General features: G+C 72.0%; 26 protein-coding genes. 14 read left to right on the top strand and 12 right to left on the bottom strand.

The features are described from left to right. Nucleotides 1–119: 119 nt before the first annotated feature. Both ACGFYN_RS32775 and ACGFYN_RS32770 read right to left on the bottom strand, forming a co-directional pair. On the bottom strand, nucleotides 120–1,025 hold the full coding sequence (locus ACGFYN_RS32775) for a chitosanase (RefSeq protein WP_393869545.1): 906 nt from the start codon (nucleotides 1,023–1,025) through the stop codon (nucleotides 120–122). A gap of 36 nt (nucleotides 1,026–1,061) precedes the next feature. After that, nucleotides 1,062–1,973, bottom strand: a complete 912-nt coding sequence (locus ACGFYN_RS32770; protein WP_393869544.1) for a rhomboid family intramembrane serine protease — start codon at nucleotides 1,971–1,973, stop codon at nucleotides 1,062–1,064. A 97-nt stretch (nucleotides 1,974–2,070) separates the two neighbouring features. Between ACGFYN_RS32770 and ACGFYN_RS32765 the strand changes: the two genes are divergently transcribed. Both ACGFYN_RS32765 and ACGFYN_RS32760 read left to right on the top strand, forming a co-directional pair. Next, on the top strand, nucleotides 2,071–2,796 hold the full coding sequence (locus ACGFYN_RS32765) for a vWA domain-containing protein (protein WP_393869543.1): 726 nt from the start codon (nucleotides 2,071–2,073) through the stop codon (nucleotides 2,794–2,796). A 69-nt stretch (nucleotides 2,797–2,865) separates the two neighbouring features. Further along, nucleotides 2,866–4,515 carry a cytochrome bc complex cytochrome b subunit gene (locus ACGFYN_RS32760; protein ID WP_393869542.1) on the top strand — a complete coding sequence of 550 codons (1,650 nt, stop codon included), beginning with the start codon at nucleotides 2,866–2,868 and terminating at the stop codon, nucleotides 4,513–4,515. Here ACGFYN_RS32760 and ACGFYN_RS32755 read toward each other — a convergent pair. Continuing rightward, a complete protein-coding gene (locus ACGFYN_RS32755) occupies nucleotides 4,490–5,452 on the bottom strand; it encodes an acyl-CoA dehydrogenase family protein (RefSeq protein ID WP_393869541.1) in 963 nt (320 codons plus the stop codon). The two genes, ACGFYN_RS32760 and ACGFYN_RS32755, sit on opposite strands and share 26 nt — an antisense overlap. A 112-nt stretch (nucleotides 5,453–5,564) precedes the next feature. Next, a complete protein-coding gene (locus tag ACGFYN_RS32750) occupies nucleotides 5,565–6,704 on the bottom strand; it encodes an acyl-CoA dehydrogenase family protein (protein WP_393869540.1) in 1,140 nt (379 codons plus the stop codon). Nucleotides 6,705–6,752: 48 nt separating this feature from the next. On the opposite strand from ACGFYN_RS32750, the gene ACGFYN_RS32745 reads away from it, so the two are divergent. The 3 genes from ACGFYN_RS32745 to ACGFYN_RS32735 are packed head-to-tail and all read left to right on the top strand — an operon-like array spanning nucleotide 6,753 to nucleotide 9,363. Then, nucleotides 6,753–7,544, top strand: a complete 792-nt coding sequence (locus tag ACGFYN_RS32745) for an SDR family oxidoreductase (RefSeq protein WP_393869539.1) — start codon at nucleotides 6,753–6,755, stop codon at nucleotides 7,542–7,544. Nucleotides 7,545–7,570: 26 nt separating this feature from the next. Then, nucleotides 7,571–8,182 carry a TetR/AcrR family transcriptional regulator gene (locus ACGFYN_RS32740; protein ID WP_393869538.1) on the top strand — a complete coding sequence of 204 codons (612 nt, stop codon included), beginning with the start codon at nucleotides 7,571–7,573 and terminating at the stop codon, nucleotides 8,180–8,182. Between the two features lie 23 nt (nucleotides 8,183–8,205). Beyond that, complete coding sequence (locus ACGFYN_RS32735) at nucleotides 8,206–9,363, top strand: acetyl-CoA C-acetyltransferase (RefSeq protein WP_393869537.1); 1,158 nt, start codon at nucleotides 8,206–8,208, stop codon at nucleotides 9,361–9,363. 24 nt (nucleotides 9,364–9,387) lie between these two features. Here the strand turns inward: ACGFYN_RS32735 and ACGFYN_RS32730 are convergent, their stop codons facing one another. Genes ACGFYN_RS32730 through ACGFYN_RS32705 form a run of 6 tightly spaced genes read right to left on the bottom strand, consistent with a single transcriptional unit; the run spans nucleotide 9,388 to nucleotide 13,609 of the window. After that, nucleotides 9,388–10,029 carry an SIMPL domain-containing protein gene (locus ACGFYN_RS32730; RefSeq protein ID WP_393869536.1) on the bottom strand — a complete coding sequence of 214 codons (642 nt, stop codon included), beginning with the start codon at nucleotides 10,027–10,029 and terminating at the stop codon, nucleotides 9,388–9,390. Next, complete coding sequence (locus ACGFYN_RS32725; RefSeq protein WP_393869671.1) at nucleotides 10,026–11,090, bottom strand: NAD(P)H-dependent flavin oxidoreductase; 1,065 nt, start codon at nucleotides 11,088–11,090, stop codon at nucleotides 10,026–10,028. The genes ACGFYN_RS32730 and ACGFYN_RS32725 overlap by 4 nt, the downstream gene beginning before the upstream one ends. Then, nucleotides 11,090–11,299 (bottom strand): nitronate monooxygenase, encoded by a 210-nt coding sequence (locus tag ACGFYN_RS32720; RefSeq protein ID WP_393869670.1) that lies wholly within the window; start codon nucleotides 11,297–11,299, stop codon nucleotides 11,090–11,092. Before ACGFYN_RS32720 ends, ACGFYN_RS32725 begins: the two co-directional genes overlap by 1 nt. Then, the gene (locus tag ACGFYN_RS32715; RefSeq protein WP_393869535.1) at nucleotides 11,299–12,039 is read right to left on the bottom strand and encodes a CoA-transferase subunit beta; all 741 of its coding nucleotides are present in this window, start codon (nucleotides 12,037–12,039) and stop codon (nucleotides 11,299–11,301) included. Before ACGFYN_RS32715 ends, ACGFYN_RS32720 begins: the two co-directional genes overlap by 1 nt. Next, entirely contained in the window at nucleotides 12,036–12,851 is an 816-nt protein-coding gene (locus tag ACGFYN_RS32710; protein ID WP_393869534.1) for a CoA transferase subunit A, read from the bottom strand. Before ACGFYN_RS32710 ends, ACGFYN_RS32715 begins: the two co-directional genes overlap by 4 nt. Next, the gene (locus tag ACGFYN_RS32705; protein ID WP_393869533.1) at nucleotides 12,848–13,609 is read right to left on the bottom strand and encodes an enoyl-CoA hydratase family protein; all 762 of its coding nucleotides are present in this window, start codon (nucleotides 13,607–13,609) and stop codon (nucleotides 12,848–12,850) included. The genes ACGFYN_RS32710 and ACGFYN_RS32705 overlap by 4 nt, the downstream gene beginning before the upstream one ends. A 54-nt stretch (nucleotides 13,610–13,663) precedes the next feature. Between ACGFYN_RS32705 and ACGFYN_RS32700 the strand changes: the two genes are divergently transcribed. After that, the gene (locus ACGFYN_RS32700; protein ID WP_393869532.1) at nucleotides 13,664–14,404 is read left to right on the top strand and encodes an SDR family oxidoreductase; all 741 of its coding nucleotides are present in this window, start codon (nucleotides 13,664–13,666) and stop codon (nucleotides 14,402–14,404) included. A gap of 1 nt (nucleotide 14,405) precedes the next feature. After that, on the top strand, nucleotides 14,406–15,311 hold the full coding sequence (locus ACGFYN_RS32695) for an SDR family oxidoreductase (RefSeq protein WP_393869531.1): 906 nt from the start codon (nucleotides 14,406–14,408) through the stop codon (nucleotides 15,309–15,311). A 35-nt stretch (nucleotides 15,312–15,346) separates the two neighbouring features. Here ACGFYN_RS32695 and ACGFYN_RS32690 read toward each other — a convergent pair whose 3' ends face one another. Together ACGFYN_RS32690 and ACGFYN_RS32685 are read right to left on the bottom strand one after the other, a co-directional pair. After that, nucleotides 15,347–16,243 (bottom strand): hypothetical protein, encoded by an 897-nt coding sequence (locus ACGFYN_RS32690; RefSeq protein WP_393869530.1) that lies wholly within the window; start codon nucleotides 16,241–16,243, stop codon nucleotides 15,347–15,349. A gap of 50 nt (nucleotides 16,244–16,293) precedes the next feature. Further along, nucleotides 16,294–18,051, bottom strand: a complete 1,758-nt coding sequence (locus ACGFYN_RS32685; RefSeq protein WP_393869529.1) for a beta-galactosidase — start codon at nucleotides 18,049–18,051, stop codon at nucleotides 16,294–16,296. Between the two features lie 88 nt (nucleotides 18,052–18,139). Here ACGFYN_RS32685 and ACGFYN_RS32680 point away from each other — a divergent pair, with 88 nt between their 5' ends. From ACGFYN_RS32680 to ACGFYN_RS32650, 7 genes are all read left to right on the top strand, one after another. Beyond that, nucleotides 18,140–19,036, top strand: coding sequence for a helix-turn-helix domain-containing protein (locus ACGFYN_RS32680; RefSeq protein WP_393869528.1), 897 nt, complete (start codon nucleotides 18,140–18,142; stop codon nucleotides 19,034–19,036). Nucleotides 19,037–19,070: 34 nt separating this feature from the next. Further along, entirely contained in the window at nucleotides 19,071–19,421 is a 351-nt protein-coding gene (locus tag ACGFYN_RS32675; RefSeq protein ID WP_393869527.1) for a chorismate mutase, read from the top strand. A gap of 140 nt (nucleotides 19,422–19,561) precedes the next feature. Continuing rightward, nucleotides 19,562–20,113: a two-component system response regulator gene (locus ACGFYN_RS32670; protein ID WP_393869526.1), complete on the top strand. Its 552-nt coding sequence runs from the start codon at nucleotides 19,562–19,564 to the stop codon at nucleotides 20,111–20,113. Between the two features lie 77 nt (nucleotides 20,114–20,190). Further along, on the top strand, nucleotides 20,191–22,686 hold the full coding sequence (gene pepN / locus ACGFYN_RS32665; protein ID WP_393869525.1) for an aminopeptidase N: 2,496 nt from the start codon (nucleotides 20,191–20,193) through the stop codon (nucleotides 22,684–22,686). Between the two features lie 157 nt (nucleotides 22,687–22,843). Then, a complete protein-coding gene (locus ACGFYN_RS32660; protein WP_393869524.1) occupies nucleotides 22,844–24,277 on the top strand; it encodes a pyridoxal phosphate-dependent decarboxylase family protein in 1,434 nt (477 codons plus the stop codon). After that, entirely contained in the window at nucleotides 24,274–25,716 is a 1,443-nt protein-coding gene (locus tag ACGFYN_RS32655; protein ID WP_393869523.1) for a lysine N(6)-hydroxylase/L-ornithine N(5)-oxygenase family protein, read from the top strand. The genes ACGFYN_RS32660 and ACGFYN_RS32655 overlap by 4 nt, the downstream gene beginning before the upstream one ends. 13 nt (nucleotides 25,717–25,729) lie before the next feature. Then, nucleotides 25,730–26,443: an SIMPL domain-containing protein gene (locus tag ACGFYN_RS32650; protein WP_393869522.1), complete on the top strand. Its 714-nt coding sequence runs from the start codon at nucleotides 25,730–25,732 to the stop codon at nucleotides 26,441–26,443. Nucleotides 26,444–26,468 lie beyond the last annotated feature (25 nt).

Genomic DNA, 26,468 nt, shown 5'->3' with positions numbered 1-26,468 from the left:
GGTCCGTCAACTCCGGGCCCCCATACGTCCCGTACAACGGCGTACGGAACACTGACGGCGCCTGCCCTTCCAGTCCCCGACCGGACGATGGGCAGGCGCCGTCGCATGTCCGCCCATGTCTACGGCACCTTGTAGGTCTCCCCGTACACCCGCCATGTCAGCGGTGTCCTCAGGCTCAGGTTCCCGTCGTAGAGGAACTGGCGCTGGGCCGTGTCGATGCGGGAGGTGTCGATGCCGGCCTTCTTGGCCTGCATGGCCTTGCGCCGGACGTCCAGGAAGATGTCCAGGTACTCCTTCTCGGAGCCGCCCTGGGACGGGGTGTCCGCCTCGCGCATCGCGCTCCCGCGCAGGCCGTAGAAGCTCGTCGGGCCGGTGCCGGGGCCGTGGAAGACCATGGCGTCGTAGTAGATGAACTGGCCCAGCGTGCCGAGGCCGTCGAGCTTGGCGAGGCGGACGGCCGGGTCGAAGTAGACGCGGTCGCGCTCCTCGTCCTGGGCCTTGCGGAAGGCCGGCAGCTTGGCCTCCGCCTTCCACGCGGCCGTGAAGCCCGGGCCCAGGCCCTTGTGGGAGTCGGAGCCGTCGACCTCGCGCAGGGCGGGGAGGAACCCCGCGAGGCCGTTGCCGGGGTGCGCCTCGGTGTAGCGCTCGACCAGGGTGAGCAGGTCGTGCGTGCCGGTGCAGAAGCCGATGATGCCGGCCGTGTAGCCCTGGCCGTCGCCGATGTCCTCGATGTAGCCGTAGGCGCTGCGCCAGTTCAGCGTCGAGTTCTCGGCGCTCGCGACCAGCTTCTGCGCCAGCTCCTTCTTGGCCGGGGCGGCGAGGCCGGGCGGCAGGTCGGCGATCACCTCGTCGTCCTCCGTCCGCTCCTTCTCGGCCCGGCTCTTGGCGTCCGCGGCGCCGTGCCGGGCCGCGGACACGGACGTCTTCGCGGTGCCGTCGTCGGAGTGCGCGGGCGTGAGCACGTAGACACCCGCGGTGATGACCACGGGGAGAGCCGCGAAAAGCAGACAACCGGCACGTTTCATGGGGCACACATTACGTGCACATGTTCCATGATCCGATTACACGGTCAGCTCCGCCACCTTCGCCATGCTCAGGACCACCAGCAGCGCCAGCAGGGCGACGCAGGTACCGGCCTGGACGAGGTTGCGCCGCTGGTCCCGGGGTGCGTAGGCGTACGCCAGCGTCACCACGCCGCCCGCCAGCAGGCCGCCGAGGTGGCCCTGCCAGGAGGTGAGGCCGGCGGAGATCAGCAGCCACAGCAGCAGGCCCGCCATGAAGCGGTTGACGCTGCTCATGTCGGCGCCGAGGCGGCGGGCCATCACGTAGTACGCCGCCCCGAGCCCGAAGATCGCGCCGGAGGCGCCGAGCGTGGGGGTGTCGGGCGCGATCAGCAGGACCAGGACCGAGCCGCCGAGCGCGGACAGCAGATACAGCGCGACGTAGCGGACCCGGCCCAGCTGCTGCTCCACCACCCGGCCGATGTTCCACAGCGAGACCATGTTCATCACGATGTGCAGGATCCCGAACGTCCCCTCGGCCACCGGGAGATGGAGGAAGGCGCCGGTCAGCAGCCGGTACCACTCGCCGCCGACGAGACCTTCCGCGTGGTAGTCCGAGGGGTAGTTGGCCTGCCACACGTAGTGGCCGCCGTCCGGTCCGGCGAGGCCGCGGCCCAGCATCTCGAAGCGGTCCACGACCCACGGCCACACCAACTCGGCCAGATACGCGAGGACGTTGAGGCCGATCAGGATGTACGTCACCACGGGCACGGCCGCGATCCGGCCGCCGAACACGGTGCGCGCCTGCCGCACCGACCGCGTGCCCTCCCTCACGCACTCCACGCACTGGTGGCCGACCGCCGCCTCCCGCATGCAGTCCGGGCAGATGTAGCGGGCGCAGCGGGTGCAGCGGACATGGGACTCCACCTTGGGATGGCGGTAGCAGGTGGTGACGGCGGACTCGGGTTCCACGGCCGGCTCCTCGGAAGGTGTGGGACGGACGGTGAGCCGGTGGGGACGGCGGCGAACAAAATAACGAACACCGGTGACTGATGGGAGGGTAGGGGCCATGGTTGCGATCAGTCTCAAGAAGGTCGAGGAGACCGCGCCCGCGCTGGTGAGCCTCTACAAGAGCGCGGGGGTCTCGCTGCACCGGCACGGCCTGGAGGGGACGCGGGCCGCCGTCTACCTGGTGGTCGACCACTCCGGCTCCATGAAGCCGTACTACAAGGACGGCAGCGTGCAGGCGCTCGCCGACCGGGTGCTCGGCCTGTCCGCGCATCTCGACGACGACGGACGCGTGCCGGTGGTCTTCTTCTCGACGGACGTCGACGCCGAGACCGACATCGCGCTGGCCGGTCACGAGGGCCGTATCGAGCGGATCGTGGCCGGACTCGGGCACATGGGAAAGACCAGTTACCACCTGGCGATGGACGCCGTGATCGACCACTACCTCGACAGCGGCTCCACGGCCCCCGCCCTCGTCGTCTTCCAGACCGACGGGGGCCCGATCAACAAGCTCGCCGCCGAGCGGTATCTGTGCAAGGCCGCGAAGCTGCCGCTGTTCTGGCAGTTCGTGGGCTTCGGCGACCCGGCCAGCAAGCAGTTCGACTTCCTGCGCAAGCTCGACGAACTGGCTGTGCCGGACCGGCGGGTGGTGGACAACGCAGGGTTCTTCCACGCCGGTTCGAACCCCGCGAAGGTGTCCGACGAGGAGCTCTACGACCGGCTGGTCGGGGAGTTCCCGAAGTGGCTGGTGGCGGCGCGGGCGCAGGGGATCCTGCCCTCGTCCTGACCGCACCGTTGGCCTGGGCCGGGCCCTCGTGCCACCCTGAGGATGATCCGACGGGGAGGCGACGAACGTATGGACGGCGCACGATCGGGGAACGAAACGGCGGGCTCCGTACGGAGGGAGCCGGCCGGCGCGGGCGAGCGGGTCGCCGACTGGGCCGACGGGCGGCTGGGGCTCTACGGTCTGGCCAGGGCCAACATGCGCAAGGTCTTCCCGGACCACTGGTCCTTCATGCTCGGGGAGATCTGCCTCTACAGCTTCATCATCCTGATCCTCACCGGCATCTATCTCACCCTGTTCTTCGAGCCGAGCGGCGTCGAGGTGATCTACCACGGCTCGTACACCCCGCTCAACGGCATCTCGATGACGCGGGCCTACGAGTCCACGCTCGACATCAGCTTCGACGTGCGCGGCGGGCTGCTGATCCGGCAGATCCACCACTGGGCCGCGCTGGTCTTCGTCACCGGCATGCTCGTGCACATGATGCGGGTGTTCTTCACCGGCGCGTTCCGCAAGCCGCGCGAGATCAACTGGCTGTTCGGCTGGACCCTGTTGCTGCTCGGCATCATCACCGGCCTGACCGGCTACTCGCTCCCCGACGACCTGCTGTCCGGCACGGGCATCCGCTTCGCCGACGGCGCGATCCTGTCGATCCCGATCGTCGGGACGTATCTGTCGATGTTCCTGTTCGGCGGGGAGTTCCCGGGGCACGACATCATCTCGCGGCTCTTCCCGATCCACGTCCTGCTGCTGCCCGGGATCATGCTGGGCCTGGTGGTCGCCCATCTGATCCTGGTCTTCTACCACAAGCACACGCAGTACCCCGGGCCCGGACGGGACCAGAAGACCGTGGTCGGCATGCCCTTCCTGCCGGTCTACATGGCGAAGGCCGGCGGCTTCTTCTTCCTCGTCTTCGGCGTGCTGGCGCTCATGGGCGGCATCGCGAGCATCAACCCGGTGTGGGCCTTCGGCCCGTACCGGCCCGACCTGGTCACCACCGGCGCCCAGCCCGACTGGTATCTCGGCTTCTCCGAGGGACTGATCCGGGTGATGCCGGGATGGGAGATCAACATCTGGGGCCACACGCTGGTCCCCGGGGTCCTCATCCCCTTCTCCCTCTTCCCGCTGATCCTGCTCGCCCTCGGGCTCTATCCCTTCGTCGAGGGGTGGATCACCGGCGACAAGCGTGAGCAGCACATCCTGGACCGGCCGCGCAACGTGCCCGTCCGCACCGGCCTGGGCGTGGCCTGGCTGACCCTGTACGTGGTGCTGCTGATCGGCGGCGGCAACGACATCGTGGCCACGCATCTGCATCTGTCCATCAACGCGATCACCTGGTTCGTACGGATCGCGTTCTTCCTGGCACCGGTGGCCGCGTTCGTGATCACCAAGCGGGTCTGCATGGGTCTTCAGCGCCGGGACCGGGACAAGGTGCTGCACGGCAGGGAGAGCGGCACGATCAAGCGGCTGCCGAACGGCGAGTTCGTCGAGATCCACGAACCCCTCCCACAGGACGAGCTGTTCACGCTCACCCAGCACGAGCAGCGTCCGCCGTACGAGATCGGCCCGCTGGTCGACGCCAACGGCGTGCGGCGGCCGGTCACGATCTCCCAGCGGGTGCGGGCCCAGCTGGCCCGGGCCATGTTCGGCTCGGACGCGCGCATCCCGAAGCCGACGGTGGAGGAGTACCGCGAGCTCACCAGCGGTGATCACCACCACTGACCACGACGTCCCGGCACGCCTGGGGCCCGCCCCAGGCGGCGCGCAGAGCACGCGCCTTGGTCAGCCACAGGGACAGGTCGTACTCGGAGGTGTACCCGATCGCGCCGTGCAGCTGCAGGGCGGCACGGGCCGTGGCGTACGCCGCCTCGCACGCGGTGACCTTGGCGGCGGCGACGTCGGGCTCCGCCATGGTGAGCGCGGCGCCGAACAGGACCGGGCGGGCGAATTCCAGGGCGATCTTCGCGTCGGCCAGACGGTGCTTGACGGCCTGGAACGAGCCTATGGGGACGCCGAACTGGGTGCGCTGCCCGACGTACGCGACGGTGCGGTCCAGAAGAGCGAGCCCGACGCCCAGGGCCTGGGCGGCGGTGGCGAGGCGGGCGTGGGCCAGGGCGTGCCCGACGGACGGCGCGGTGGTGAGCAACTCCCCGCCCGGCGCCAGGTGGGCGAGCCGGCGGGCCGGGTCGAGCGACGTCCGCAGCGGGCCGTGACCGGGGGCGAGCCGCACACCGTCGGGCGCCGGCGAGAGCCGGGTGTCGGCCACGTCCGCGTCCAGCGCGTACGACCCCTCGGTCGCCAGCGTCGCGATCGCCTCGCCCGACGCCAGCGCCGGGAGCAGCCGCTCGGCGTCCGGGCTCGGCCCGGTGAACAGCGCCGCCGCCGCGACCGTCTCCACCATGGGGCCCGGCACCGCGTGCCGTCCCAACTCGACGAAGGCGAGGACGAGTTCGACGGGCCGCACGCCCACGCCGCCGTACTCCTCGGGGACCGCGAGCGAGAAGACGCCCGCCTCGGCGATACGGGACCACAGCGCGCGTCCGCTCGTGTGGTCGCCGCGGCTCCAGTCCCGGACGACGGACGCGGTGTCCGCGGCCGTGAGCATGGCGTCCAACGAGGCGGCGAAGGCCCGCTGTTCGGCGTCGAGAGAGAAGCGCATCAGGGGGCTCCCTTTCCGGCCTCGGCGTGCCTTCGGGCGTCGGCGCGGTGCGATTCACCTGCGCGGCTCTTCCTGCGCGGCATCTCCCGCTGTGCCGGCGGGCCCTCGCGCATCAGCGGCGTCCCTTCGGCAGACCCAGCAGCCGTTCGGCGATGATGTCGCGCTGGATCTCGTTCGTGCCCGCGTAGACGGGGCCGGCGAGGGAGAAGACGTAGCCCTCGGACCAGGCGGTGTCCGCCAGCTCGCCCTCCCCGTCCAGCAGATCGAGCGCCGTCTCGTGCAGGGCGAGGTCCAGCTCCGACCAGAAGACCTTGTTCAGGCTGGACTCCGGGCCGAGGCTGTCGCCCTCCAGGAAGCGGGAGGCCGCGGCGTAGGTGAAGAGCTGGTAGGCGCGGGCGCCGATCAGGGCGTCGGCCACGCGGTCGCGGGCGTGCGGCGGGCGGCCCCGCTGCGTCCACAGCTCGCGCAGGCGGGAGGCCGTGGCGAGGAAGCGGCCGGGGGCGCGCAGCATCAGCCCCCGCTCGTTGCCCGCCGTCGACATCGCTATGCGCCAGCCCTCGCCGGGGGTGCCGATCACGTCCTCGTCCGGCACGAACACCCCGTCCAGGAACAGCTCCGCGAACGCCGGCTTCCCGTCGAGACGGCCGATCGGGCGGACCGTGACCCCGGGGGCGCGCAGGTCGAACATCAGGTAGGTCAGGCCCTGGTGGGGCCTTTGCAGACCGGGCTCGCTGCGGAACAGGCCGAAGGCCCGGTCCGCGAAGGCGGCCCGCGACGACCACGTCTTCTGCCCGCTCAGCAGCCAGCCGCCGTCCGTGCGCACCGCCCTGGACCGCAGCGACGCGAGGTCCGAGCCCGCCTCCGGCTCCGACCACGCCTGTGCCCAGACGACTTCGCCGGTGGCCATGGAAGGCAGCACCCGCGCCCGCTGCTCCTCGGTGCCGTGGTCGAAGAGGGTGGGCGCGAGCAGGCTGATGCCGTTCTGCCCGACCCGGCCCGGTGCGCCCGCCGACCAGTACTCCTCCTCGAAGACCAGCCAGCGGAACAGCCCGGCGTCCCGCCCGCCGTACGCCACCGGCCAGTTGACGACCGACCAGCGGTCCGCGGCCAGCTCCGCCTCCCACGCGCGGTGCGCCGCGAAGCCCTCGGCGGTCTCCAGCGACGGCAGGGGAGCGCCCGGCACATGGGCCGCGAGCCAGTCCCGGGCCTCGGCGCGGAAGGCCTCCTCCTCCTGCGTGAAGGCGAGATCCATCGGCGGCCATCCTTCCCTAACAAGTGTTTGGTAGGTTAGCGTGGAGCCATGACAGCCGTCGAGAGCCCTGTGTACGAGCCGGGACACGGGCTGCTGAAGGGGCGTACCGCCGTCATCACGGCGGCCGCCGGCGCGGGCATCGGCGGCGCGACCGCACGGCGCTTCCTGGAGGAGGGCGCGCGCGTGCTGATCAGCGACGCGCATGCGCGGCGGCTGAAGGAGCACGAGGCCGGGCTGGCAGGCGAGTTCGGGGCGTCGTCCGTGGCCGCGCTGCCCTGCGACGTCACCGACGAGAGCCAGGTGCGGGCGCTGTTCGAGACGGCCGTGGCGCAGCACGGCCGCCTGGACGTGGTCGTCAACAACGCGGGCCTGGGCGGCACTTCGGACCTCGCCGACATGACCGACGAGCAGTGGACCCACGTCCTCGACGTGACGCTGAACGGCACCTTCCGGTGCACCCGGGCGGCGCTGCGGCACATGCGGGCGGACGGCCGCGGCGGAGTGATAGTCAACAACGCCTCCGTCGTCGGCTGGCGCGCCCAGGCCGGTCAGGCGCACTACGCCGCCGCGAAGGCGGGCGTGATGGCGCTGACCCGGTGCGCGGCGATGGAGGCCGCCGGGTACGGCGTGCGGGTCAACGCAGTCTCGCCGAGCCTCGCCATGCATCCGCACCTGGTGAAGGTGACGACGCCCGAGCTCCTTGAGGAGCTCACCGCGCGCGAGGCCTTCGGACGGTACGCCGAGCCGTGGGAGGTGGCCAACGTGATCGTGTTCCTGGCGTCCGGCTATTCCTCGTACCTCACCGGAGAGGTCGTCTCCGTCAGCAGCCAGCACCCCTGAGGACCGGAGCAGATCACAATGGAACCGTGCCGACCAAGAAGAAGCCCCAGGTGACCGCCGCCCCCGCCAGGCGCCGTGAACTCCTCGACACCGCCGCCGAGGTCTTCGCCGAGCAGGGCTACAACGCCACCACCGTACGCAAGATCGCGGACCACGCGGGCATGCTCGCGGGCAGCCTCTACTACCACTTCGACTCCAAGGAATCGATGCTGGAGGAGATCCTGCGCTCCTTCCTCGACGAGCTCTGGAGCGGCTACGACGCCGTGCTGGCAGCCGAGTCGGGACCGCGGGAGACCCTGGAGGCCCTGGTCACCGAGTCGTTCCGGGAGATCGACCGGCACCGCGCCGCCGTCGCGATCTACCAGAAGGAGAGCAAGCAGCTGGTCGCGCAGGAGCGGTTCGCGTTCCTCGCCGAGTCGCAGCGGGGGTTCGAGAAGGCGTGGCTGTCCACGCTGGAGCGCGGGGTCGCCGCCCAGGTCTTCCGGGCCGACCTCGACGTCCGGCTCACCTACCGGTTCGTGCGCGACACCGTGTGGGTGGCCGCGTCCTGGTACCGGCCGGGCGGACAGCACAGCCCGGAGGAGATCGCCCGGCAGTACCTGTCGATGGTGCTGGACGGGATCGCCGTACGCGAATAGCCCGTTCTGCTGGAGGAGTCGCCATGGCCGAGGCCTACATCGTCGAAGCGGTCCGCACGCCCGTCGGACGGCGTGGAGGCGGGCTGAGCGCGGTCCACCCGGCCGATCTCGGCGCGCATGTGCTGAAGGAGCTGGTCGCACGCGCGGGGGTGGACCCGGCCGCCGTCGAGGACGTCGTGTTCGGCTGTCTGGACGCGGTGGGGCCGCAGGCCGGGGACATCGCGCGGACCTGCTGGCTGGCGGCCGGACTGCCGGAGGAGGTACCGGGCGTGACGGTCGACCGGCAGTGCGGCTCCTCGCAGCAGGCCGTGCACTTCGCGGCGCAGGGCGTGCTGTCGGGCACGCAGGACCTGGTGGTCGCGGGCGGCGTGCAGAACATGTCGCAGATCCCGATCGCCTTCGCCACCCGCCAGGCCGCCGAGCCGCTGGGCTTCACGCAGGGCCCGTTCGCGGGCAGCGAGGGCTGGCGCGCACGGTACGGGGACCGGCCCGTGAACCAGTTCGCCGGTGCCGAGATGATCGCCGCGAAGTGGGGGATCACCCGGCAGGACCAGGAGGAGTTCGCGCTGCGCTCCCACCGGCGGGCGCTGCGGGCCGTCGACGAGGGCCGCTTCGAGCGGGAGACCGTGGCGTACGGCGAGGTCGCCGTCGACGAGGGCCCGCGCCGGGACACCTCCTTGGAGAAGATGGCCGGGCTCAAGCCGGTCCTCGACGGCGGCACCATCACCGCCGCGTGCTCCTCGCAGGTCTCCGACGGGGCGGCGGCGATGCTGCTCGCCTCGGAGCGGGCGGTACGCGAGCACGGGCTCACGCCACGCGCGCGCGTGCATCACCTCTCCGTACGCGGCGAGGACCCGATCCGGATGCTCTCCGCGCCGATACCCGCCACCGCCCACGCCCTGAAGAAGACCGGCCTGACCATCGACGACATCGACCTCGTCGAGATCAACGAAGCCTTCGCGCCGGTCGTCCTCGCCTGGCTCAAGGAGACCGGCGCCGATCCGGAGAAGGTCAACGTCAACGGCGGCGCGATCGCCCTCGGCCATCCGCTCGGCGCGACCGGCACCAGGCTGATGACGACCCTGCTGCACGAACTGGAGCGCACCGGCGGCCGGTTGGGCCTCCAGACGATGTGCGAGGGCGGCGGCCAGGCCAACGTGACGATCATCGAGCGGCTCTGAGGCGTACGACGGGGGCCGCGGGGGTCAGCGGCCGAGGGCGAACCCCAGCAGCACGCCCGCGGACACCTCCACCATGCCCGGCGCCAGATCGCCCGACGAGTTGCCGCCTCCGCCGCCGTGGCCACGGTACTGGCGGAACTCGTAGGACTCCGAGTCCACGTCCTGGATGTGCACCACCGGGCCGATCCGCACCCCGGCCGCCTCCGTGTACACCTCGGCCTTGCGCCGGGCGGCCGCCACCGCCTGGCGCCGCGCCTCGTCCCGCAGTGCCGGCTTGTCGTGCACGTCGAACTCGACGCTGTCGATCTGGTGCGCCCCGGCGTCGACGGCGTCCACGATCAGCTGCTGGAGGTCGTCGAGCGCCTCGGTCTCGATGACGTACGAGGCCCGGCAGCGGTAGCCGAGGAACTTCCGCTCGCCGCCGTAGCCGTCGTAGTCCGAACTGAGCTTGAGCCGTGAGCCCGACACCGAGGCGTCCGGTATCCGGTGGCCGCGCAGCACCTCGCGCAGCCGTGCCACGGCCGCGCCCGCCTCCTGGAACGCCTTGTCCGGGCCGGGTTCCAGCACGTCCACCGTCAACTTCACCCGGACGAGCTGCGGTTCGACCCGCACGCTGCCCGCACCGAAAACACTGAGGCCCCAGGGTTCTTTGATCGTCTCCGTCATGCGCGCATTGAAGCACCGCCCGTCGACAGCGCGCCCAGGATTTCCTCCGCCTGCGTCATCACGCCGGTGACCAGTTCCGCGCACGAGGGCAGGTCCTCGATGACTCCCGCGACCTGACCGGACGCCATCACACCGAGGTCCGAACGGCCGTCCACCATCGCGGACTTGAGCAGCATCGGGGTGTTCGCGGCGAGCAGGACCTGGCTCCAGGACAGCTCCTTGCCGTGCTTGAGGGCGAGTCCGTCGCGCACCATCTGCCGCCAGGTGAGCCCCGACAGCTTCCGGAACCCGGCAGCCCGGCGCACGGAGCGCACCAGGGTCTTCGTACGGCCGGAGTTCTCCAGCGAGTTCACCAGGTCCGTGCGGAGCATCCGGTGCGGCAGTCCGTCCACCGCCGTCGTCACGGTGACGTCCTTGACCGTCGCCGCCAGATACCGCGCCTTCACCGCGTCCGGAACCGTCGAGTCCGAGGTGAGCAGGAACCGCGTGCCCATGGCGACCCCGGCCGCCCCGTAGGCCAGGGCCGCGACCAGGCCCCGTCCGTCGAAGAAGCCGCCCGCAGCCACGACCGGTATCCGCACCGCGTCCACCACCTGCGGCAGCAGCACGGTCGTGGCGACCTCGCCGGTGTGCCCGCCGCCCTCGCCGCCCTGCACGATCACGGCGTCCGCGCCCCAGGCCGCGACCTTCTCGGCGTGCCGCCGGGCGCCGACGGAGGGGATGACGACCACGCCCGCCTCCTTCAGCTCCGCGATCAGCTCGGGGGAGGGGGCCAGCGCGAAGGACGCCACCCGTACGCCCTCCTCGATCATGATGCGCACCCGGTCGCCGGCGTCCGAGGCGTCGGCGCGGAGATTGACCCCGAAGGGCGCGTCGGTACGGGCCCTGACCTCCTGGATCGCCGCGCGCAGCCGGTCGGTGGTCATGGTCGCGGAGGCCAGGATGCCGAGTGCGCCCGCGTTCGCCGTCGCGGAGACCAGGCGTGGCCCCGCCACCCAGCCCATGCCGGTCTGCACGATCGGGTGCCGCACGCCGATCAGCCGGGTGAGCGCGGTCCGCATCACGAAGCGACCTCCGTGGAACGGTTGTTGTCCGGGTCGAGCGTCTCGCGGACGGGGCACGGCTCCTCGGTGTTGGTCGCGGAGGCCAGGATGCCGAGTGCGCCCGCGTTCGCCGTCGCGGAGACCAGGCGTGGCCCCGCCACCCAGCCCATGCCGGTCTGCACGATCGGGTGCCGCACGCCGATCAGCCGGGTGAGCGCGGTCCGCATCACGAAGCGACCTCCCTGGAACGAGTGTTGTCCGGGTCGAGCACCTCGCGGACGAGACGGAGCTCCTCGGCGGTGGGTTCGCGGGTCGCCGGGACCTCGTCCGGGACGGACAGATCGAAGGAGGTCGCTTCCCTGACCTGCTCCAGCGTGACACCGGGGTGCAGGGACACCAGCCGCATCGAGTGGTCGGGCGTGGCGAAGTCGAAGACGCCCAGGTCGGAGACGACCCGTGGGATGCGGTGGTAGCGCGCCCCGTCCGCGTGGTCGTAGCCGACCCCGCACACCATGTCGACCCGCTCGACGAAGACCCGCCGGGAGTGCCTGGGGACCCAGTAACTGGTGGGATTGTTCAGCGTGTTGACGGGCGCACCGCGCACGCCCAGCAGCTGCCGCTTCGGCCGCGCCCAGTCACCGATGCACGAGATGTTCTGGTTGCCGAACCGGTCGATCTGGCTCGCTCCCATCATCACGTGCCGCCGGCCGCCGGTGACCAGGGCGAGGTGCCGGCGGTAGGGCAGCCAGCCCTCGGCCGTCCCGTCCGGGCGGACGAGCAGCGCCTCGCCGTCGGTCAGCAGCAGGTCCGGTGCGAAGGTGAGCCGGGCCAGCCGGGCGCCGACGGCGGGGATCAGGCCCATGGGGCTGGCCAGCACCTCGCCGTTCCCCCGCCATGCCTCGGCGCAGGCGATCACGCAGTACTCGGCGCGGGTGGGCGCAAGAACAGGGGCGCGGGTACCGGTCATGATCCGGCCTCCTCGGGCGAGGTGAGGTACCGCTCGGCGAACTCCGGCCAGGGCGTGGTCGCGTACTCCTGTTGCGCCGCCTCGTCCCGCTCGTAGTCGGGAGCGCAGGAGGTGAAGTGCGCGCCGTTCGGGGCCTCCACGACGCCGGTCACCGTGTGCCGCTGGACGAGCAGCGTCTGGGGCGCCGCCTCCTTCGTCAACTCGGCCGTGTCGACGATCCGTTCGCAGCTGACGTACGCCGCGTCCGCCGCCTCGCAGAACAGGTCGTCGAAGTACGGGTCCGGGCCCAGATACTGCCCGTTGCCCAGCCGGTCGGCGCGATTGACGTGCACCAGGGCCGCGTCGAGGCGCAGGGCGGGCATCGCCACGAACGTCTCCCCGTCCTCGTAGGGCGAAGTGACCGTCCGCAGACCGGGGTTGACCCGCATCACGTCCGAGCCGATCCCGGCCCGCACCGGCAGGAACGGCAGCCGGTTGGCCGCCGCGTGCAGCCCCCACATGAACATCGCCTCGTCGAGCTCCATCAGCTCGAGGGCGCCGGACTCCCGGGCCGCGCGGTAGTGCGGTTCCAGCGGGATCGAGTCGAGGGTGACGAAGGGGGCGACCAGTTTCCGGATCCGTCCCGCGGCCGCGAGCATGCCGACGTCGGGGCCGCCGTAGGAGACCACCGTGAGGTCCGTGACGGCGGACCGCAGCAGCGCTCCGACCAGGGCCATGGGCTTGCGGCGCGAACCCCAGCCGCCGATGCCGAGGGTCATGCCGCTCGCCAGCCGGGAGACGGCCTGCTCGGCGGTCATCGTCTTGTCGGTCACCGCGCGTCCTCCTTCCCGAAGGCGTCCCGCACCCGGTCGGCGACCCCGAGGGTGCTTGCCTCGTAGGTGAAGCCCTGCTCGAAGCGGTAGCTGCGGCGTACGTCGACCGGGTCGATGCCGTTGATGGCGGCCTTGGCCAGCCGCACCAGCTCGCCGTCCTTGGCGGCTATCTCCCGCGCCAACTCCAGCGCGGAGGCGTGCAGTTCCTCGCGCGGCACCACCCGCCACACCGATCCGTGCCGGTGCAGCTCGGCCGCGCTCACCGTGCCGGAGGTGTAGTACAGCGCGCGCATCAGGTGCTGCGGGACCAGACGGGCCAGATGCGTGGCCGCGCCAAGGGCGCCCCGGTCCAGCTCGGGCAGGCCGAAGACGGCGTCCTCGCTCGCCACGATCACGTCGGCGTTCCCCACCAGGCCGATGCCGCCGCCCAGGCAGAAGCCCTGCACCGCCGCCACCACGGGCACCGCGCACTCGTACACCGCCGCGAACGCCTCGTAGCAGCCACGGTTGGCGCCGACCAGGGCGCTCTGCCCCTTGGCCTGTATCTCCTTGATGTCCACGCCCGCGTTGAACCCACGCCCCTCGGCGGTCAGCAGCACGCACCGCACCCGCGGGTCGCGGCCCGCCGCGCGCACGGCGTCGGCCAGGGCGTACCAGCCTTCCACCGGCAGCGCGTTCACCGGCGGGAAGTCGACCGTCACGACGGCGATCCGCTCTTTTTCGGGCCCTTTTTCCGGGGACGAGGTGGAGACACTCATGGGCGCATCAGCTACCTTTCCACCAAACGTTTGTTAGGTGAAGGGTAGCCGCGCATGGGACTGAACGGGAAGGTCGCGGTCGTCACCGGCGGCACCCGCGGCGTCGGGGCGGGGGTCGCGAGGGCGTTCGCCGAGGCCGGAGCGGACGTCGTGACCTGCGCCCGCAGACCGCCCCAAGAGCCGATCGAAAAGACGGAGTTCTTTCCCGTCGACCTGCGCGACCCGGACGCCGTGCACGCCTTCTTCGCCCAACTGCCCCGGGTCGACGTGCTGGTGAACAACGCGGGCGGCGCCCCGTACCGCCCCCTCGACCGGTCCGGGGCCGAGTGGCACGCCCGGGTCGTCGAGCTCAACCTCATCACCCCGCTGACGGCCTCGCTCGCCGCCTACGAGCAACTGCGGCGCGCCGAAGGATCGGTGGTGATGATCGGCAGTGTGAGCGGCACCCGCCCCTCGCCCGGCACGGCCGCCTACGGCGCGGCGAAGGCGGGCCTGGAGAACCTCGCCCGCTCGATGGCGGTGGAATGGGCGCCGGAGGTCCGCGTCAACACCCTCGTCGTCGGCATGGTCCGCACCGAACTGTCCGCTCTCCACTACGGCGACGAGGACGGCATCGAGGCCGTCTCGCGCACGGTGCCGCTCGGCCGGATGGCCACGCCCGCCGACGTCGGCGCCGCCGCCGTCTTCCTCGCCTCGGACTCCGCCGCCTACATCAGCGGGGCGAGCCTGCTCGTGCACGGGGGCGGGGAGCGGCCGGCCTTCCTCGATGCGGCAACCGCCAACAAGGAGGCGTGAGATGAACGGAATCTGCGACGGTCGGGTGGTCGTCGTGACCGGTGCGGGGCGCGGTCTCGGACGGGCGCACGCGCTCGCGTTCGCGGCGGAGGGGGCGCGGGTCGTGGTGAACGATCTGGGTGTGGGGCTGGACGGCGCGCCCGGCGCCGACAGCCCCGCCGGGCAGGTCGTGGACGAGATCCGCGCGGCGGGCGGCGAGGCGGTCGCGCACGGCGGCGACATCGCGACCACCGAAGGGGCGGCGTCCCTGATCGCGGCCGCCCTGGAGGCGTACGGCCGCCTCGACACCCTCGTCAGCAACGCCGGCTTCCTGCGCGACCGGATGCTGGTCAACCTCGACGAGGACGACTGGGACGACGTGCTGCGCGTTCATCTCACGGGCCACTTCCTGCCGCTGAGGCACGCCGCCGCCCACTGGCGCACGGAGGCCAAGGCGGGACGCACGCCGACGGCCCGGATCATCAACACCAGCAGCGGAGCAGGCCTGTTGGGGTCGGTCGGGCAGGGGAACTACAGCGCCGCGAAGGCGGGCATCGTAGGCCTGACGCTGGTCGCGGCGGCCGAACTGGCCCGCTATGGCGTCCAGGTCAACGCGATCGCGCCCGCGGCCCGGACCCGGATGACGGAACGCACCTTCGCCGGGACGATGGCGGCACCGGCCACCGGCTTCGACGCGATGGCCCCCGGCAACGTCTCCCCCCTCGTCGTCTGGCTCGGCTCCGCCGCGAGCGCCGGCGTGACCGGCCGCGTCTTCGAGGCGGAGGGCGGCCGGATCACGGTCATGGAGGGCTGGCGCCCCGGCCCGAGCGCCGACAAGGGCGCCCGGTGGAGCCCGGCCGAGGCGGGGGAGACGGCACTGAAACTGCTCGCGGAGGCGGAGGCGCCAAGGGCGGTCTACGGGGCCTGAGGGCAGCCCCCGGACCTGGCCGCACCCCCAGCCGGCTACGTGTCGCACTCCAGCACGGTCCGGCACAACCCGCACCGCGCGCGGACACGCCCCCGCACGGGCACCCGGATCCGCTGATGACACGTGGGACAGGGGAACGACACCCGCAGCGGACCGCGGCCGTCAGGGCTGAACGAATACGGCACGCCGGGGTGCGACGCAGGGGCGTGCTGGTCCTGGGCATGCCGGCGATCACGGGCGTAGCGCCGCCGCCCCGCCCAGCCGGCCGCCGTCAGCGGGGGCTGCTGCTCGTCGTGGCGGGCCTTGGCCATGCCGCGGTTGTAGGCCTCGTAGGCCTGCGGGCTGGTGAACCAGATCGACGGGTCCTCGTCGAAGATCAGCGCCCGCTTCGCCAGGACGTAGCCGAACTCCTCGGGTGTCAGATAGCCGAGCTTCTGGGAGGACGCCGAGTCCTCGCGGTAGGCGTCCAGCAGCAGCCAGCCCGCCCCCAGATAGGTCGTCGCCGTGTCCGTCAGGATCTCGTTGTCGCGGGTGCCGGGGAACGACAGGTCGAGCCGGTGCAGATAGACGTGCATGATCTCGTGGGCCAGCGCGGCCCCGATGTCGCGCCGATGGGTGCGGAAGCGGTCGTTCAGCTCGACGAAGTACTCGGGGCCCGCGGCGAGTTCGATGTTCGCCGCGTGCTCCATCTCCCGGAAGCTGACGATCAGGCGGGCGTCCGGGAGGCGGTAGTGCCGTACGAGCTCGTGGGCAACCCGCTGGGCGCCCAGATAGATGTCGTCCGTGTCGACGAACGCCACGTCGGCGGGGGCGACGCTGCTGGAGAACGTCCGGATCGTGTCGTACGACAGCCGTCTGTAGAGCGCGGTGATGGCGTCCCGCACCTTCTCCAGATGTGGGAAGCCGTGCTCGACCGGTCCGCCGTTCGCCACGCCTGACCCCCAGGACGACCTGCACCCGGTTCCACTCTACGGGGAGTCCCCTAGAGAGTCCGCAGCAAGACGCTCCCCGTCCCGGCCGGGTCCGAACCGTCCAGCTCCAGCAGCCACACCTCGTTCTCGCCCTCGCGCAGCACCGGGCCGGGCACGTACAGCGAGCGCTGCGGCCCGACGGACCAGTAGCGGCCCAGATTGAACCCGTTGATCCAGGCGAACCCACGGCTCCGGCCAGGCAGCTCGAGCCGTGCGTCGCCGGCGCCGCGCACCGTGACGGTGCCCCGGTACAGCCCCGGGCCCTCATGCTCGGGAAGCGGCCCGAAGGGGACGTCCCCGATGTCGTCGAGCGCGTCCAGACGCAGTCCACGCGCGCGTACGTCGTGCAGATACTGCCGCTCGTGCAGCAGGCCACCGGTGATGCCCTTGGGCTCGCCGCTGCGCGGCCCGTAATTGACCCGCCCCAGGGACTCCACCCACAGCTCCACGCGCGCGTGCCCGGCGACGGGCTCCTTGAGCTGCTCGTCGCCCTCGCCGAGCACACCGGCCCGCTCGCCGTCGACGTACACCACGGCCAGGTCCCGCAGGCCGCGTGCGATCAGCGGATACGGCTGCCGCGGGCCGGGCACCGTCACGGCGTACCGCACGAGACCCCGGTCCACGTCCAGTTCCTCGAAGGTGGGTGGCACGGGAGCCGCCTTCTCCGGGCCTCCGCGCGCCTCCAGTACGACGTCAAGCGGCGCCCAGCCGGTCAGGCGCACGTCGGCCGGCGCGCCCAACGGCGCGGGCGGGGGCGGCGGTTCGGGCAGCGGGCCCTCGGCGTACTCGGCGAGGACCTCACGCATGCGCCAGAACTTCTCCGTCGGACGCCCCGTCTCGTCGATCGGGGCGTCGTAGTCGTACGACGTCACGTCGGGCTCCAGGGGCCCCTCGTGCAGGTCACCTCCGCCCCGGTTGGCGCCCGCCCAGCCGGCGAAGCTGGTGCCGCCGTGCGCCATGTAAAGGTTGACCGAGGCCCCGCACTCCAGGATCTCCCGCAGGGCGGCCGCGGCGTCCCCGGCGTCGCGGGTGGCGTGCTCGCCGCCCCAGCGGTCGAACCAGCCGCACCAGAACTCCATGCACATCAGCGGCCCCTCGCGGCGGTACCGGCGCAGCGTCTCGAACGCCTCGCGCGCGTGGGAGCCGAAGTTCACCGTGGCGAGCACACCGGGGATCGAACCGCCGGTGAGCATGTGGTCCTCCGGGCCGTCGGAGGTGACCAGCGGGACCGTGACTCCCTGTTCCCGCAACAGGTCGGCCAGGCGGCGCAGATATGCCGCGTCCGAGCCGTAGCTGCCGTACTCGTTCTCGACCTGCACCATGATCACCGGGCCGCCGCGGTCGATCTGCCGGGGCACGATCTCGTGCAGCAGGTGATGGAACCAGCCCCGCACGTACCCCAGGTAGGTCTCGTCGCGGGTACGCGCGCGCGAGCCCAGCTCGCCCGTCAGCCAGTGCGGCAGGCCGCCGTTCTCCCACTCGGCGCAGATGTACGGCCCCGGGCGCACGATGGCCCACAGCCCCGCCCGACGGGCCGCGTCCAGGAAGCGGCCGAGCGCCTGCACGTCCTGGTACCGGCCCGGCCGCGGCTCGTGCAGGTTCCACGGGACGTACGTCTCCACGCAGTTGAGGCCCATCGCCCGCAGCATCCTCAGCCGGTGCTCCCAGTGCGCCTCGTGCACCCGGAAGTAGTGCAGCGCGCCGGACAGCAGCCGCACCGGCCGCCCGTCCAGCAGGAAATCAGCGTCCCCCACCCCGAACTCGCTCATGCGCTCAACCCTCACCCCTTTGCGGCCGTCCCGTCCATGGACAAAGATCACCGCTACTTGGACCGAAACACGGCCACACGGAGCGCGGATGTACCACACCTGGATGCGGTTCTTCACGCCCGGACCGGCCCACCACCGGCTCGGCCTGGTCTGCCTCGGCGTCGGCCTGCAGTACGGCGCGCTGCCCACCGTCGGTCCCCGCACCCTCGACCACCACGTCGCCGTCGTCGTCAGCGCGGGCGGCGGCTGGTTCCTCGAACCCGACGGCCGCCGCACGGAGGTCACCGCGCCCGCGCTGCTGTGGCTCACCCCCGGGGTGCCGCACCACTACGGGGCGGCCCCCGACGGCGGCTGGGACGAGGGCTTCGTCGTCTTCACCGGGCCCGCCGTCGCCGCGTACACCGAACTCGGTTACATCGAGCCGGACCGCCCCGTCGTGCCCCTCTCGGACGCCACGGGCGCGCGCGGCGTGATCGGGCGCATCGCCCGGGCAGCCCGCCAGGGCAACCCGCTGCTGGAGGTCGAGACCGGCGCCGCCGTCCACGAGCTCCTCGTCGCCCTGCGCCGCGCCCGCGCCGACCTCGCCCCCGACGGCGACCCCGTCCTCAAGGCCCTCGCCCGCGACGCCTGTCTGCCGATGTCGGTCGCCGAGCACGCCGCCCGGCACGGCATGACCCCGGCCGAACTGCGCACCGCCGTCCGCCGCGGGGCCGGATGCAGCCCCAAGGACTATCTGCTCGGCATCCGCCTGGGCCGCGCCAAGGAGCTCCTCGCCGCCACCGAACTGCCCGTCGCCGCCGTCGCCCGCCGCGTCGGCTACGACGATCCGGCCTACTTCTCCCGCCTGTTCACCCGCCGCGTCGGCATGCCCCCGGTCCGCTTCCGCGCCCAGCAGTACCGCACCGTGCCCGGCGGCTGGAGCGACCGGGTGCCGGACGCTGACGATCCGCCCAGGATCGGCCCCTCACCCGGCCCGCAGGGATGATCGCACCCGGGCCCGCCCCTTAGGGTGGACGCCCATGACCACCAGCAACACCGGCACCCAGGACGTCGACCCTGCCGTCCGCGCGGAACTCGCCAGGCTGCGCGACAGCATCGACAACATCGACGCGGCCGTCATCCACATGCTCGCCGAGCGCTTCAAGGCCACCCAGCAGGTCGGCCACCTCAAGGCCGCGCACCGGCTGCCGCCCGCCGACCCGGCCCGCGAGGCGCGCCAGATCGCGCGCCTGCGCGCCCTCGCGGAGGCCGCCAAGCTGGACCCGGCGTTCGCTGAGAAGTTCCTGAACTTCATCGTCGCGGAAGTGATCCGTCACCACGAGCGCATCGCGGAGGACACCGTGAACGGGTCCGCGCAGACGGCCAATTGACCTCGGCAGATGCCACAGGGGGCGTGACAGCACGGCCGACAGGGGGCATGCTGCGCTGTGCACTCCTTGTCAGCTGACGAGCACGCCACGTCAGCATTCCGGTCATAAACTGGTTGTCCACGCGGGAGGGACGTCGGGCCATGCCGGATGCCAAGATCCTCATCGTCGACGACCACGAGGACACGCTGTACGCCCTGGAGAGCGCCCTGGCCCCGCTGGGCTACCAGCTGGGACGGGCCACGAACGGCGACGACGCCCTCAAGCAGGTGCTCCGCGGGCAGGTCGGCCTTCTGCTGCTCGACGTCCGCATGCCCGGCGTCAGCGGCCTGGACGTGGTCCGCTACATGCGCCGGGTGGAACAGACCCAGCACATACCGGTCATCCTGCTCACCGGCTTCGGCGTCGACCACCTCCTGACCTCCGCGGCCTTCGGACTCGGCGTCGCCGACCTCGTCACCAAGCCCATCGACCCGTGGGCACTGCGCACCAAGGTCCGCTACCTCTACGACGCCCACCGGCGCTTCCTCGACCTGGAGCAGGAGGTCCGCGAACTGCGCGCTCTGGTCAAGGACCACGACGAGGCCGGAGACCCCGTGCCCCGCTCGCTCGCCCTGCCCCACCCGGACGCCCATCTCCCCGTCCAGCGCGCCGACCGGGCGCACAACGGAGAGCTCGAAGAGGAGCGGAGGTAGCGCGCTGGGGGAGCGGGCACCGTTCGCGTACCGATTTCCCCTGTGCCTTGTCAGTGGCATCAGGCAGCATTGCCTGCATGTCCGTACTGACGCGCAACGAAGCGCAGACCCGTGCCACGCTCCTCGACGTCCACCGCTACACGATCGACCTCGATCTGACCACCGGCGACGAGACCTTCGACTCCCGCACCGTCATCCGGTTCAGCGCGCACGCGGACGCGGACACCTTCGTGGAGCTCAAGCCCGCCGAACTGCGCTCGGCCACGCTCGACGGACAGCCCCTCGACCCCGGGACCCTGCACGAGAACCGCCTGCCGCTGAAGGGTCTCACCGCGGGCGAGCACGAGCTGCGCATCGACGCGAGCATGCGCTACTCCCGCACCGGCGAGGGCATGCACCGCTTCACCGACCCCACCGACGGCGAGACCTACCTCTACACGCAGCTGTTCATGGAGGACGTGCAGCGCGTCTTCGCCGCCTTCGACCAGCCCGACCTCAAGTCCGTCTTCGAGCTGACGGTCAAGGCCCCCGAAGGCTCGATCGTCCTCGCCAACGGCGTCACCGAACACCTCGGCGAGGGCCGCTGGCAGGCCGCCGCCACCCCGCTGATGTCGACCTACCTCGTCGCCGTGGCCGCCGGCCCCTGGCACTCCGTGCGCACCGAGCACCGCGGCCTGCCCTTCGGCCTGCACTGCCGCCGCTCGCTCGCCCCCCACCTGGACGCGGACGCCGACGAGCTCTTCGAGATCACCAAGCAGTGCTACGACCGCTACCACGAGAAGTTCCAGGAGCCGTACCCCTTCGACTCCTACGACCAGGCGTTCGTCCCCGAGTTCAACGCCGGCGCGATGGAGAACCCGGGTCTGGTCACCTTCCGCGACGAGTTCGTCTACCGCTCCGCGGTCACCGACACCGAGCGGCAGACCCGCGCCATGGTCATCGCCCACGAGATGGCCCACATGTGGTTCGGCGACCTCGTCACCCTCCGGTGGTGGGACGACATCTGGCTGAACGAGTCCTTCGCCGAGTACATGGGCTACCAGACCCTCACCGAGGCGACCCGCTTCGCCGACACCTGGACCGACTTCGGAGTCGCCCGCAAGTCCTGGGGCTACGACGCCGACCAGCGCCCGTCCACCCACCCCGTAGCCCCGGAGAACGTCGACGACACGGCCTCCGCCCTCCTCAACTTCGACGGCATCTCCTACGCCAAGGGCGCCTCCGCACTGCGTCAGCTCGTGGCCTGGCTCGGCGAGAAGGACTTCCTCGCGGGCATCAACACCCACTTCGCGCGCCACAAGTTCGCCAACGCCACCCTCGCCGACTTCATCGACTCCCTCGCCTCCGCCACGGAGCGCGACGTGCACGCCTGGGCCGACGCCTGGCTGCGCACCACCGGGGTCGACACGCTCACCCCGGTGGTGACCCGCGGCGACTCGGGCCCGTACACGCTCCAGGTCGAGCACGCCGGCAGCCGGCCGCACCGCATCGCCGTGGGCCTCTACGACCAGGACGTCTCCGACGACGGCGGGCAGCTCACCCTGCGCGAGCGCGTCGACCTGGACGTCCCGCAGACCGAACCCCGCTCCCTCGGCAAGCGCCCGGCCCTGCTCCTGCTGAACGACGGCGACCTCACCTACGCCAAGATCCGCTTCGACGCGGAGTCCTTCGCGGCGGTCCGCACCAGCCTGTCCGGCCTGCCCGACCCGCTCACGCGCGCGGTCGTGTGGAACGCCCTGCGCGACGCCGTCCGGGACGGTCAACTCCCGCCCACGGCCTACCTCGAGGCGGCCCGCACGCACCTCCCGCACGAGACGGACCTGGCCCTCGTGCAGGGTGTCCTGGCCTTCGCCTCCGCCCAGGTCACCGACCGCTACGTCACCGCCGACGAGCGCCCGGCGGCCCTGAGCACCCTCTCCTCCCTGTGCCGCGACCTCATCCGCCGCACCGAGGACGGCGACAACCCCGGCCTGCGCCTGATCGCCGTACGCCACTTCATCGCCGTGGCCGCACAGCCCGACACCATCGCCGCCTGGCTCGCCGAAGGCACCGTCCCCGGCGGCCCCGAACTCGACCCCGACCTGCGCTGGCGCGTCCTCGCCCGCCTCGCCGTCCTCGGCGCGACCGACGAGGCCGCCATCGCCGCCGAACTGGACCGCGACCCCTCCGCCACCGGCCAGGAGGGCGCGGCCCGCTGCCGCGCCTCCCTGCCCGACGAGCAGGCCAAGGCGCGTGCCTGGGAGGCCATGTTCGGCGGCGACGACCGCACCGACCTCTCCAACTACCTCTTCATCGCCACCGCCCAGGGCTTCTGGCAGCCCGAACAGGCCGACCTGGTCCGGGACTACGTCCCCCGCTACTACGAGGACGCGGTGGCCGTGGCCGCCCGCAGAGGCCCCGCCATCGCCGACGCCGCCGGCCGCTGGGCCTTCCCCCTCCACGCCGTCGACCAGGAGACCCTCAGCCTGGGCGAGACCTGCCTGACGGACGCGAAGCCGATCCCGTCGCTGCGGAGGAAGCTGATCGATCAACTGGACGACCTGGCCCGGGCGTTGCGGGTGCGGGAGGCGTAACCCAGCCCGTCCGGCCCTGCGGCGCTCACCGCGGACCCCCCGCGGAAGCGCCGCAGGGCATACCCACTTTCGGGTTCCGATCGTTGACTCTTCGGGCACGCGCACGCATCTGTGTACAAGCTGGAACTCCCTCAGCCCGCGCGCCCGGGAGGAACCCATGAGCACACCGAGCCTCGCCTCGGGCCCCGAAGGCCGCGACGCCCTGCGCCCCCTGCTCGACACCGTGCTCGACGCGCTGGAGGCGGGCGCGCAGGCGCGCGGAGGCCCCCTGCCCGCCGGCGGACCCGACGCCGTCACCGCCCGCCTGCACGCCGCCGTCGGGGACGTACTGCCGCAGGACGGCGACCCCGACGCCCTGCGCGTCCTCGTGCACGCCCTCGCGGAGGGCGCGGCCGATCCGGCCCACCCGCACTGCGCCGCCCATCTGCACTGCCCGCCGCTGGCCGTCGCCACCGCCGCCGACCTGGCCGCGAGCGTCCTCAACCCGTCCCTGGACTCCTGGGACCAGGCACCGGCCGCCTCCGCCCTGGAAGCCCTCGTCACCCGCGCGCTGGCCAGAGAGGCGAGCGCCTCGGACGCCGTCGTCACCACCGGCGGCACCGAGTCCAACCACCTCGCCCTGCTGCTGGCCCGCGAGAGACACAGCGCCGGCGTCCGCCTCGTCTGCGGCGCGAACGCCCATCACTCACTGCCCCGCGCCGCCTGGCTCCTCGGCCTGCCCGACCCGGTGATCGTCCCCGCCCCCGCAGGCACGCTCGACCCCGCCGCCCTCGACGAGGCCCTGACCACCCTGCCCGGGCCCCACCTCGTCGCGGCCACCGCCGGCACCACCGACGCGGGCCTCATCGACCCCCTCCCCGAGATCGCCGCGCTGTGCACCACCCACCGCGCCCGGCTGCACATCGACGCCGCCTACGGCGGGGGCCTGCTGTTCAGCGACCGCCTCCGCGAGCGGCTCGCCGGTCTGGAGCGCGCCCACACCGTCACCCTCGACCTGCACAAACTCGGCTGGCAGCCGGTCGCCGCGGGACTCCTCGCGGTGCGCCAACCCCGCGACCTGGCCGCCCTGAAGCACCACGCCGACTACCTCAACGCCGACGACGACACCGCGGCCGGCCTCCCCGACCTCCTCGGCCGTTCGCTGCGCACCACCCGCCGCCCCGACATCCTCAAGATCGCGGTCACGCTGAAGAGCCTCGGCCGCAGCGGTCTGGGCGCCCTCGTCGACAAGGTCTGCGACCGCGCACGCGAGTTCGCGGACCTCGTCCGGCACCATCCCGCCTTCGAACTCCACGACCGGCCCGCCATCAGCACGGTCCTGTTCCGGCCCGCACACGCCACCGACGACACCGTGGCCGCCGTACGCCGAAGCCTTCTCCACCAGGGCCGCGCCGTCCTCGGCCGGGCCCGTCTGGACGGCCGGCTCTGGCTCAAGGCCACCCTGCTCAACCCCGACACCAGCCCCGCCGACCTGACCGCCCTCCTCACCCTCGTCGAAGAGGCCGCCGAGCAGATCACCGAAGAGGCCGACAAGGCCGTGACGGCCGCAGAAGAAGCCGACGCACTCGTGGAAGGACCCTCCCCCCGATGAGCACGACCCCCCGCTCCCACCCACCTCGCCACGAGCCCGACGCCCCCCGCGACCTGGTCGGCATCGGCATCGGCCCGTTCAACCTCTCCCTCGCCGCCCTGGCCCAGCCGCTCGCCGGACTCGACATCGTCTTCTACGACCAGCGCCCCTCCTTCGCCTGGCACCCGGGCCTGCTCATCGAGGGCTCCCGGATCCAAGTCCCCTTCCTGGCCGACCTGGTGACCCTCGCCGACCCCGCCAGTGCCTGGACCTTCCTCAACCACCTCAAGGCCCGCGACCGCCTCTTCCCCTTCTACTTCGCCGAGCGCTTCCACATCCAGCGCGCGGAGTACGACGCCTACTGCCGCTGGGTCGCGGACAGCCTGCCCGGACTCCACTTCGGCCACCAGGTCGACGCCGTCCGCTGGAACCCCGAACGGGACGTCTTCGAGGTCGACTTCACCCAGCTCGACGCCGACGGGGAGGCCGAGGCGCTCGGCCGCACGTACACCCGGAACATCGCCCTCGGCATCGGCACCGAGCCCTACGTCCCCGAACCCCTCAAGCCCCTTGCCGAGGCGCCCGGCGTGCCCGTCGTGCACGCCGCCGACTACCTCGCCCACCGCGAGGCGCTGCTCGGCGCCGAGCACGTCACCGTCATCGGCTCGGGGCAGTCGGGCGCGGAGATCTTCCTCGACCTGCTCCGCGCGCGCCCCGCCGCCCGCGAGAAGCTCCACTGGCTGGGCCGTACCGAGGCCTTCGCGCCCATGGAGTACTCCAAGCTCGGCCTGGAGCACTTCACGCCCGACTACACCCGCTACTTCCACGCCCTGCCCGAAGGCGTCCGCGACCGTCTCGTCACGGGGCAGTGGCAGCTCCACAAGGGCATCGACGCCGACACCGTCGCCGCCATCCACGACGAGCTCTACCGCCGCACCCTGCACGGCGGCTGGCCCGACGTCGTCCTCACGCCCGGCGTCCGCGTGCGCACCGCGGGCCGTATCGCCACCACCAAGGTCGAACTCCACCTGGAGCATGTGCAGCAGGACACCCGCTCCCGGCTGACCACCGACGCCGTCGTCCTCGCCACCGGCTACCGCGAACGCCCGCTCGACCGGCTCCTGGCCGGACTCGACCCCTATCTGCGCCGTGACAAACGTGAACGCCCGCGCGTGGACGAGCAGTTCCGTCTCGCGCTGGACCCCTGCGTCAGCGGCTCCGGCTGCCACATCTACGTCCAGAACGCCGAACGACACAGCCACGGCGTCGGCGCCCCCGACCTCGGTCTCGCCGCCTGGCGCAGCGCCACCATCCTCAACTCCCTGACGGGGGAGGAGACTTACCGGCTCCCCAGCCGAACGGCCTTCACCACCTTCGGACTCGACCAGTCCCGGCAGCCGCCGCGGATCCCGCAGGCACGGCAGGCCCAGGTGCTCATCCCGCTCGCCGACGGAAGGTGACAGAGTGGGTCGTATGACCCTCCCTGCAGCGGACGACCCCCGCCCCGCCGTCCCCTACGGCACCCCCGACGCGCCCCGCATCGCCGTCCGAGGCGAGGCGCGTCTCGAGGTCGACCCCGAGATCGCCCGTATCGGCATCACGGTCGCCTCCCGCGGCAAGGACCGCCGCGCCGCCCTCGACGACCTCACCCGGCGCAACGCCACCGCCCTGGACCTGGTCAAGGCATACGGTGAGGCGGTGGAACGCCTGGAGACGGGCGCCTTCTCCATCAGCCCGGAGCTCAGGGAGAAGGGCCGCGGCGAACGGGTGCACGCCTATCACGGCCGGGTCCACCTCACCGCCGAGCTGACCGACTTCACCGCCCTCGGCGAGCTCACCACCCGCCTGGCCGACCTGGAGCTGACCCGGGTGGACGGCCCCTGGTGGGCGCTGCGCCCCGACTCGCCGGCCCACCGCGAGGCCCGGCAGCAGGCGGTGAAGGAGGCGGTCCAGCGGGCCAGGGAGTACGCGGAGGCGCTCGGCACCTCGCTGGCGGCCCTGGTGGAGCTGGCCGACATCGGCGCCGAGGACGCCCAGCCCTACCCCCAGTCCTCCGGCCGTATGCGCTCCATGGCCTACGGCGGCGCCGCTGAGGACACCGCGCCGGCCCTCGACCTCGAACCCCAGCGCCAGAAGGTGCACGCAGCGGTCAATGCCCGATTCACCATGAATCCGCCGCGCATTTAGGCAGAGGAAAGGGCCGTGACCGGGG

Source organism: Streptomyces sp. NPDC048419, assembly GCF_043200415.1.
Lineage (GTDB): Bacteria > Actinomycetota > Actinomycetes > Streptomycetales > Streptomycetaceae > Streptomyces.
This window is presented reverse-complemented; position numbering and strand designations above follow the sequence as displayed.